Below are 9,987 nucleotides of genomic sequence, written 5' to 3' on the forward strand. Positions count from 1 at the left end.
ACGCTGAGTAAGACCAATGAGAGGTAACTTTTGGAGGCATCGGCGGATGAGACGGGAAACTCCGAAGACGAATAAAACCGTCCTTGCCTACTTGAGTTGGAAGCCCCAACTTCAGCGAAGCAAGTTGGGGTACTTCACTAATCTCTCCTTTAGGGTAATAGGTGACAATACCAATGGTACGGCAGCTCTGATTACTGTCGAGACGGCTGATGGCTCAGTTGAAACCGTTAATCTCGTCACCGATGGAAATGGCTTCAACCCAGATCTGATCGATTTATCCTCATTTATTGACATTACCCGCATTAGTATCAACACCATCACCGATGAGGGCGGTATTGGCTATGATGACTTTCAATATGAACTAGCTCCAACCAACATTGCTCCTGTTGCCAATGCCGACAGCGTTACCACAGCTCAAAATACCCCCCTCACCATTAACGTCAGCACCCTCCTCGCCAATGATACCGATGCTGATAACCCAGCTTCGGATTTACGCATCACAGGTGTTAGCGATGCCGTCGGCGGCACTGTCACCCTCAATGATAATGGTACTGTGGGTGATTTTAGCGATGACTTTATCGTCTTCAGCCCAGACAATAGTTTCACCGGGGATGCTAGCTTTAACTATACCCTCAGCGATGGCACCGACAGTAGCACTGGGGCGGTGACGGTAGGAGTGACTGCCGTTGCTGGACTAATTATCGACGGCGGTAATGGCGTTGATATCCTCAGCGGTGACGCCGGGGATGACTTTCTCAACGGTGGCAATGGTGCAGATACCCTCGACGGTTTGGCAGGCAATGATACCTTAATCGGTGGCACGGGTGGGGATGTCCTCAACGGTGGTAATGGTGATGACTTGCTACTGGGAGATGATCTCAATATCGGTGCTGGCGGCGATGACATTCTCAACGGCGGTGCAGGTAACGATATTCTCAATGGCGGCAAAGGTGCTGACATCCTCACAGGCGGTGCCGGGGATGACTTGTTAACCGGTGGTAAGGGTGGCGATACCTTTGTCTTCGCCCCTGGGGAAGGTACTGATACGATTAGTGACTTCCAGTTGGGTTCAGATTTGATTGGTCTTTCTGGTGGTTTGGACTTAGGTTCTCTCACCTTTAGTGGCGATGAAATCCTGGTTGGTAGTGATGTTCTGGCGATCCTGGATGGTGTAGATACAACCACGCTCACGGCGGCGAATTTCGTCACGGTTTAATCGCTGAAATTGTCAGGGTATTGGCTCTGCACACCTAAAATAGTGGGATAGATTTTGGCGATTTTCTGGGCGCACAACCTGCGCCCCTACAATTCTAATCCACCAATTAAGGTGTGCCACACCAGTACTGGCTCGGCACACCTTATTTGATGAATTAATTTTACGCCCCGAAACCGTAGGGGCGCATGGCATGCGCCCCTAAAATCGACATATCTAATCCACCATTTTAGCTGTGTCAATCTAGTGGCGTGACAACACCTAATTTGATAGATTAGCTTGGGTTCGTAGTAAGGGATGCGAGCCCTATCTTTTGTTGGGTTTCGTTCCTCAACCCAACCTACAATCTATACCACCATTTTAGCTGGGTCACGGCGTCAATTCCAGGGCGCACGCCGTAAATTCCAGGGTGCACGCCGTAAATTCCAGGGTGCACGCCGTAAATTCCAGGGCGCACGCCGTAAATTCCAGGGTGCACGCCGTAAATTCCAGGGTGCACGCCGTAAATTCCAGGGTGCACGCCGTAAATTCCAGGGCGCACGCCGTAAATTCCAGGGCGCACGCCGTGCGCCCCTACGGTTTCAATGCCGTTAGCAAGAACGCGATCGCGCCAAATAGTTTATCTAAATCTGTAATCGCGATTCGGGTTTTCTCTTTGGTAAAAGTATCTAATACAAGCCGCCCCAGTTGCCATAATTCTCCATCGGTAACAATGCCATAGACAGGTTGTGTTTCATTCTGGTTCATCTTCTGTGCGGCAATTAACTCGGCAAGGCATTGCCCCCACCCTTCAATAAAGTTATTCTGTTTTGCTTCAACAACGACAATAAGCGGTAAACCCAGAATAGTTTTTCCGAGTTCTGATTTTGTTGATATTAAATAATCCGGTGTGCCTGTGAGTTTATGGTCATAAGTAATGGATTTATGACTCCAGAGTGTGTAGTTGTCAACAAAGCTTTTATAGACTTCTCTTAAGATTGGATAAATAACATTCTCACAGCGAGAGGCTTCAGATGTAAAAACATCTATATTTTCTAGGTTAAATTCAAATTCGTTACGGAAATCATCTGAAGGGTTCAAGTCAATATATGAAATAAAGCTCTCTTCTGAATACTTGATATTGTATTCTTGTTGAACTTGAGCCAGGGATTTGAAGTCTGTAAATGCCATAGGTTGTCTACCACTTTGTTCACGAATTTTCTTTTTTATATTTTATTGTACCCCAGGGTAAAGGTGCGTGACGCAAGCGCTAACGCACTTTACGAACCGGAGCGATTTTAAATTCATCAAATTCAATTACATCTGAGTCTGGTTTTGTGGTATCAAAGCGATAGCTGCTGACGATTCCTGTGCTGGTATCTAAAATACTAAATACGGTGATATCGTTACTGGCAATATACGGTAAGGGTTGGTTCTCCTCCCCCCGTAATGGTGCAATTGTTGGCAGAATCGGTTCTAATCCATTGGGATCACCCGTCGCCGCGTAATCTTTTCCCTCTGGCACTTGGCGCTGTTTTTTGCCCAGGTAAGCCCCATAAGTATTCCCCACATTTGATGATTCCAGAAAATGGATTCCCTGAGAATTCACAAAGCGATTCCAGAGATGGGAATGTCCATATAAAACCAGTTGCACACCTGCGGTTTCGAGTAAGGGGAGCACATCCCGAATAATATAATCGGCTTGGGGGGGATAGTCATAACGCACCGCCGTAATTGTGCCTTTTCTATCCCGTTCAATAGTTTGTATGGGGTCAGTATAAGGCGGGACAATATTATCTCCTAAAGAATGGGGAGGATGATGAAACATAACGATTTTGTATTTGGCTTGTTGGAACTCTGGACTGTTGAGTTCAGCCTTGAGCCAGTTATACTGAGGACTTCCCGGTTTAATTGGTTCAAAAATATGCTGTCCATATCCCCAAGCGGTAGGATTATTTAAATCCGCGTCCCGTTCCCGATATCGTCCTTTGGCATTCGGTTTGAGGCTGGGAGTTCTCCAGATATTCGTAATGTACAGGGAAATTAGACGAATATCACCAAAGGTAATGGCATAATAGTTCTCGTTACTCGGTAGGGTAAAAATCTCGTTGTATGTATCGGTATTAAAGGAATTATCTTTGAGCCAGTTGGGATTGTGGTTAGGGTTCAATAGGGAAGAGGTTTGTTGATAAATTTCTGCTGCAACTTGGCGAGGAATGGGGTCATTAAACTGATCATTTAATCCGCTATCTGTAGAAAATCGTCCCATGACTTCGTGATTTCCTGTGGCGGGAAACAAGGGCGCATGTTGAATTAACTCACCCCCGGTGTAGCGGGTGGTGATGTTATTGTACTCCAGTTTATAATTAGCATGTCCCTGAAGTGCCCGGAAGAAAGCACCGCCGCGATTATCATCAAACCATTCGGAAGCGCGATCGGGAATATTTACTAAGTCTCCGGCGAGAAAAATGGCATCAACATTTCCCACAGTTTCTGCTACCTTTTGTAAATTGGCGGCTGTCATTGGCATGAGTTGGTGATCGGAGGTGAGCAGAATTTTTAGGGGGGTATGAGGGGGAGGTGCAGGGGTTAAGGTAAAGGGGTTACTCTTGACAATTTGCCCATCATTCCGCACGCTAGTGACTTGATAGGGAACTCGTTGACCGGGAGTGAGTCGAGTTACCTTGGCTTCATGTCGCCAGATATCCCTTGGCGTCGGTTTCTGGTAAACTAGAGCATCTTCAGTTTGTTCTCCAACACGGGATTTTTGGTCTTCCCGGGTGCGAGTGAGTTTGGTGGTGTTGGCGATCGCAACCTGTCTTAGTCCTTGTCCGTAAGCTACACTATGACGGGTGCCGGCAAATTCTGTAAACCAAACCACGCGCACAGAGGTGTCGGTAGGCAATTGTAAAAACGGATCACTCAGCAGTTGCGGTGGGGAGAGGTAAGGGGGTTGTTGGGTAAAGAGCACGACAAGGGGTGCAAGGGCAATGAAGACGAAAGCTAACACCGCTATGAGTTGTGGGCGACTGCTTAAAGGATTGACCATGAATCGTCTTCGAGACAAGACTGGATAGATGGAGCCAAGTTTACTTTAGCAATAAGTGAGGATAGGATGCTGTCTACAGCATTACATGACTCGTTTCTTTTAATTGTGCCGACCTAATTTATGCCCTAAAATGTCTAAGCAACCCAAAATCCCTAGTCGTACAGACTCCAAGTAGCAACGATGCAACGCCGTGATCTGTCTCCTACTGTTGATCAAGTCGCTGCTTGGATTCAACAAGCACAGGAATTGCCTAAGTTGTAGAGACGTTCCATGCAACGTCTCTACTCCTTCGCTAAGACACCATTAAGGAAAATATCAGCAATGCCTTCTGCCATTTCTTGCACATCCTTAAGGGAGGCGCCTGGTTCCATAATTGTCTCATCGCTAAACCCCGCCACAGCAAACATACCTAAAAATACCCTAGCAACAACCTTGGGGTTAGTACGCCGATAGATCCCGCGCTCCATTGCCGTTTCAAAGAATGCTTCCGCCACATTAGACATTTTAGCAATGACTTCCGACTGGATGCGATCGCGTAAATCGGGGTGAAACTGAGCTTCCATAAAGCAAACCCGCATCATATCCGCATTTTCATGCATCCGCATCATCCGCCGCCGCATCACCTGCGCCACGGCTTTATAACTCCCCATTTCGCTCAATTCAGTTAGCAAATCCGTGAGCAATTCCACCCATCCTTGAGTCGCCACCTCGACTAATATGGCTTTTTTATTCTCAAAATGGCGAAATAGAGTCCCTTCAGCAACACCCGCTTTTGCCGCTAAGTCGCGGGTTGTTGTGCCGTTATACCCTCGACTGGCAAATAAACGTTGGGCAGCATCTAGGATACGCTGCTTTGTCTCTGTCTCTGACTGAGGGGGCTGATGTAAGATTCGCATTGGACTCCAAAATGAGCGGTAAGGCTATGGGCAATAGGTTATCCCAAAAAAGGCAAATTTTATCATAAGTTTCTCATAAGACGCATTTTACATTAGCGTATTTCTTCCTCCAAAGGGGTGAAACTTTACAAAAGGTTAGGGGTCACGAACTATGCCCAAAGAGTAACGGATAGCAAAAGCGCTAAACTATATGAAGTTCTGTGACTATTGCGCTACTCCTGACCCATAACATAAGACATAGCTGGCTTCTCGCTTAGCGAGGATGACAAATGACAAAAAATCGATCTATTCTGCCTTTTCCGCGTTGGACTGTTCACTTGAGAAAATACCAATGGCGCTCCATCCTGGGAGCGTTCTTAGTTGTAACCCTGGTATGGAGCAGTATACCATTGGGGGCTTTGGCTCGCACCGAAACCCCACCCACTAACGCTGAATCAATCCAACCTTATTTGGATGGCGTGATTGACCAGGTGAGCGAGTTTCGCCTGGATAATGGGATGAAGTTCATCGTTCTCGAACGGCATCAAGCCCCCGTTGTCTCCTTTGCCACCTATGCTGATGTTGGTGGTGTTGACGAACCTGTGGGTAAAACCGGTGTGGCTCACTTTCTGGAACATTTAGCCTTTAAGGGAACCCCGAAAATCGGAACGCGAGACTATCAGGCAGAAAAACCCCTGTTAGACCGCTTGGATCAGTTATCGGCACAAATTAAAGCGGCGAAAAAAGCCGGGAACGAGGCAAAGGTTGCCCAATTACAAGCGGAATTTGCCCAAGTCGAAGCCCAAGCCGCTAGCTTGGTCAAGCAAAATGAGTTTGGTCAAATCGTTGAACAAGCTGGAGGCGTCGGGTTAAATGCAGCCACTTCAGCCGATGCGACAGTTTATTTCTATAGTTTCCCCTCCAACAAACTGGAACTGTGGATGTCTTTGGAGTCGGAACGCTTCCTAGAACCTGTGTTTCGCGAATTCTATAAAGAACAAGAAGTGATTCTGGAAGAACGGCGTCTGCGAACCGACAACTCGCCAATCGGTCAAATGATCGAGGCTTTTCTGGATGAAGCTTTCCAAGTCCATCCCTATCGACGCCCTGTGATTGGCTATGACGAAGACATCCGCAACCTGACTCGTGAAGATGTGCGGCAATTCTTTGAAACTTACTATGTTCCCAGTGAATTAACCGTTGCCATTGTGGGTGATGTTGATCCCGATGAGGTTAAACAGTTGGCTCAAACGTACTTCGGGCGCTATGAGGCAAAACCTGCGGCACCTGAAGTAACCCTAGTCGAACCTCCCCAGCAACAAACGCGGGAGGTGACGTTGGAACTACAGTCTCAACCCTGGTATTTAGAAGGATATCATCGACCCTCTCGTACTCATCCTGACCATGTGGTTTATGAAATTATTGGGCGTTTACTCAGCGATGGTCGCACCTCTCGCCTGTATAAATCGTTGGTCCAAGAAAAACAAGTCGCCCTCTCCGCCGCCGGATTTAGCGGGTTTCCGGGAGATAAATATCCAAATCTGATGCTGTTATATGCCCTAACTGCACCAGGACATACTGTTGAAGAAGTGGCGACAGCTTTGCGAGAAGAAATTGAACAACTCAAAACTGAACCCGTTTCACCTCAAGAGTTGGAACGTGTGAAAACTCAAGTCCGTGCTGGCTTATTGCGATCGCTCGATTCTAATATGGGGATGGCACGTAATTTAGTCGAATATGAGGTGAAAACAGGCGACTGGCGTAATCTGTTTAATGAAATCCAGGCAATCGCCCAAGTCACACCGACTGATATTCAAAGGGTGGCTCAAGAGACGTTCACGCCGGAAAATCGTACCATTGGACGGTTGTTATCGAGTCAATAGTTTGTTGTCATTGGTTATTTTTTGGGTTGAATCTGTTGTCTTGCGAATTTTTTTTTAACGCAGAGGACGCAGAGGTTTACGCAGAGTAACGCAGAGGTTTTGGCGATTGAGTAGGTGGGTGGAAATACACTCAGTTTTATTCGGTTGTGTTAATAGTTCTAAATCTATGACAAATGACAAAGGACAAATGACGAAGGACAAATGACGAAGGACAAATGACAAATGAGCAATCTTATATTGAATAGATTCGGTCGCAAAGTCTGGCGCTGGTTTGGATTACTGGTTGCTACGATGCTTCTGGTTATCGTATCGCGCACGCCTGCTGTAGCGGCGACGGCGAAGCATTATACCGAGTTAACGTTTCCGCCTCTGTCAGAGATTCAGATTCCTGAGTATACTCGCTATCAACTGGATAATGGCATCGTCGTCTATTTAATGGAAGACCACGAATTGCCTTTGGTGAGTGGGACCGCGATGATTCGTACAGGCGATCGCCTTGAACCGGCTGATCAGGTGGGTTTAGCTAATATTACCGGAGAAGTCCTCCGCACAGGTGGGACAACAGAACATTCGCCGGATGAACTGAATCAGTTACTCGAACAACGGGCGGCGTCTGTGGAAACAGGTATTGATACCTCTGTCGGTAGCGCCAGTTTTAATGCTCTCAGTGAAGATGTGGATATGGTGTTTGACTTATTCGCTGAGGTGATTAAAAAGCCTGCCTTTGCTGAAGATAAGCTGGAGTTGGCGAAAAAGCAACAAGCTGGACAAATTGCCCGTCGCAATGATGATCCTAAAGATATTGCCAGTCGCGAATTTACTAAACTGATTTATGGGGATCAGAGTCCTTATGCCCGCACTATCGAATATGAAACCCTAGCTAATATATCCCGTGATGATGTGGTGGAATTTTACGAGACATATTTCCATCCAGAACGGATGATTTTGGGTATCGTGGGAGATTTTGATTCCGATGAGATGCGATCGCGGATTCAGGAGAAGTTTGGTAACTGGAATCCCCCATCGCCTCCCCCAGAGATAACCGTACCGTCTGCATCCCAGGCAAAGGAAGATGGTTTATTTGTCGTGGATCAGGATCAACTCACCCAAAGTTATGTGTATCTGGGACATATTGGTGGAGAATTTGATAACCCTGATTATCCGGCGTTGGATGTGATGAATCAAATCCTGAATGGGTTTGGTGGACGGTTATTTAATGAAGTGCGATCGCGCCAAGGTTTAGCCTATTCTGTCTATGGCTTCTGGAGTCCTCGCCACGACTATCCTGGCATGTTTGTTGCTGGTGGACAAACTCGTTCTGAAGCAACTGTATCCTTCATTCAAGCGATTCGCTCAGAAATTGAGAAAATCCGTACCACGCCTGTAACTCCCAAGGAACTTGAGTCTGCTAAAGACCAAGTTTTGAACTCATTTGTCTTTAACTTTCAAGATCCCAGCCAAACCTTATCACGGCTGATGCGGTATGAATATTATGGGTATCCCGAAGATTTTCTCTTCCAGTATCAGCAGAAGGTGAAAGAGACGACGATTGAAGATGTCCAACGGGTGGCTCAAAAATATCTACAACCTAATCAACTGGTTACGTTAGTTGTCGGTAATACCAACGCAATCCAGCCTCCCTTAACCAGTCTTTCTAACAATGTCACGTCGTTAGATATCACTATTCCAGAACAAAGCAGTTAGTGGTTAAACCTGTAGGGGCGGGTTTTACAGATAACGTTCGGTTGATATCCGATAACTTGACTAAACCCGCCCTTCTAAAAAACATAGGACGAATGACATAAGACATAAAACCAATAACCAATGACACCGACCCAGTTATTAATTTTCGCATCTGCTGGCTTATTTGCCGGAATCTTAGCAGGCTTTTTGGGAATCGGTGGCGGTACAGTTCTTGTACCTTTATTAGTAACCTTAGGATACGACTATCAACAAGCCGTTGCTACAAGTACCCTGTCAATCGTGATTACAGCAATTTCGGGTACATTACAGAATTGGCGGCTGGGTAACATAGATTTTAAGCGCATCATTGCCATTGGCTTTCCGGCGATAATAACTGCGCCAATTGGCGCTTATTTAACAGAATTATTTGCCGACTACTGGTTAAAGGCGGCATTCGGACTATTACTCCTAATTAATATTTACTTAGTGCGACTCCGCAAACGTTTGAAAGCCAGAGAAAAGCAAGATGCTCCAGAAACGGAAAATCAACGACAAACTCCGCACTCCAAAAGCCAAGCAGCATTAGCCAGAATTGCCACAGGAAGTGCCGCCGGTTTACTCGCTGGCGTATTTGGTGTGGGTGGCGGTGTGATTATGGTTCCCTTGCAAATTTTACTTTTGGGAGAGAGCATTAAAACGGCAATTCAAACCAGTTTAGGCGTGATTGTGATTACCGCAATTTCTGCTTGTGTCGGTCATGCTGTACAAGGGAATGTGTTATGGATTGAGGGCTTACTTCTCGGTACAGGGGGTTTATTGGGAGCGCAAGTTAGTACCCGTTTTTTGCCTAAATTACCGGATCAGGTGGTCAGTTTGGCATTTAGTACACTACTAGCTATCTTAGCCATTTACTTTTTCTGGCAGGCATGGCAAAGCTATAGCTAAACACAGTATCTGTTGGGAAGTGAGGAAGGTGAGGAAAGTGGGGAAGCATTGGTGACAAGTTAAGCCTGTATGCCAGTTGTCAAGAGAGTGTGAGAGAATATATCCAGGATTTAGTTCGCGGCTGATATACGCGAACTAATCACCACGAGGGAATAGGCAATTATGAGCAATAAGAGAAAACGGGTCTTCCGTACTTAGTGTGCTAAACTATTAAAATAAACCTTAAAATAATAAGATAAAAATGGCAAGGATAAAAAGAGAAATGACTAAGCTCCTAAACCTGCCGGGAGTTATAGCAGAAAATATCCAAGATGCTGAAGAAACATTAATTGTCTCTGTTCGGGTACAAAAGAAAACAGC

At 46.2% G+C, this 9,987-nt stretch carries 7 protein-coding genes and 1 pseudogene; 5 read left to right on the forward strand and 3 right to left on the reverse strand.

What is annotated here, in order from left to right; genetic code table 11:
* Positions 1–46: 46 nt before the first annotated feature.
* Positions 47–1,216, forward strand: a complete 1,170-nt coding sequence (locus RIM23_RS14440; RefSeq protein ID WP_446367930.1) for a calcium-binding protein — start codon at positions 47–49, stop codon at positions 1,214–1,216.
* 570 nt (positions 1,217–1,786) lie between these two features.
* On the opposite strand, the gene RIM23_RS14445 is transcribed toward RIM23_RS14440, so the two are convergent.
* Positions 1,787–2,383: a hypothetical protein gene (locus RIM23_RS14445; protein WP_446367931.1), complete on the reverse strand. Its 597-nt coding sequence runs from the start codon at positions 2,381–2,383 to the stop codon at positions 1,787–1,789.
* A 79-nt stretch (positions 2,384–2,462) separates the two neighbouring features.
* On the reverse strand, positions 2,463–4,241 hold the full coding sequence (locus RIM23_RS14450; protein ID WP_446367932.1) for a metallophosphoesterase family protein: 1,779 nt from the start codon (positions 4,239–4,241) through the stop codon (positions 2,463–2,465).
* A 162-nt stretch (positions 4,242–4,403) separates the two neighbouring features.
* Here RIM23_RS14450 and RIM23_RS14455 point away from each other — a divergent pair.
* Positions 4,404–4,502 (forward strand): annotated as a pseudogene (locus RIM23_RS14455) (DUF4332 domain-containing protein); the annotation flags it as partial.
* Between the two features lie 20 nt (positions 4,503–4,522).
* Here RIM23_RS14455 and RIM23_RS14460 read toward each other — a convergent pair.
* The gene (locus RIM23_RS14460; protein ID WP_446367933.1) at positions 4,523–5,137 is read right to left on the reverse strand and encodes a TetR/AcrR family transcriptional regulator; all 615 of its coding nucleotides are present in this window, start codon (positions 5,135–5,137) and stop codon (positions 4,523–4,525) included.
* Between the two features lie 269 nt (positions 5,138–5,406).
* Between RIM23_RS14460 and RIM23_RS14465 the strand changes: the two genes are divergently transcribed.
* The 3 genes from RIM23_RS14465 to RIM23_RS14475 all read left to right on the forward strand — a co-directional run bounded on the left by RIM23_RS14465 (position 5,407) and on the right by RIM23_RS14475 (position 9,627).
* Positions 5,407–6,999, forward strand: a complete 1,593-nt coding sequence (locus tag RIM23_RS14465) for an insulinase family protein (RefSeq protein ID WP_446367934.1) — start codon at positions 5,407–5,409, stop codon at positions 6,997–6,999.
* Positions 7,000–7,221: 222 nt separating this feature from the next.
* The gene (locus RIM23_RS14470) at positions 7,222–8,703 is read left to right on the forward strand and encodes a M16 family metallopeptidase (protein ID WP_446367935.1); all 1,482 of its coding nucleotides are present in this window, start codon (positions 7,222–7,224) and stop codon (positions 8,701–8,703) included.
* Between the two features lie 120 nt (positions 8,704–8,823).
* Positions 8,824–9,627 carry a sulfite exporter TauE/SafE family protein gene (locus RIM23_RS14475; RefSeq protein ID WP_446367936.1) on the forward strand — a complete coding sequence of 268 codons (804 nt, stop codon included), beginning with the start codon at positions 8,824–8,826 and terminating at the stop codon, positions 9,625–9,627.
* The last annotated feature ends 360 nt before the right edge of the window (positions 9,628–9,987 follow it).

This window comes from Coleofasciculus sp. G3-WIS-01, from assembly GCF_040223135.1.
Lineage (GTDB): Bacteria > Cyanobacteriota > Cyanobacteriia > Cyanobacteriales > Coleofasciculaceae > Coleofasciculus.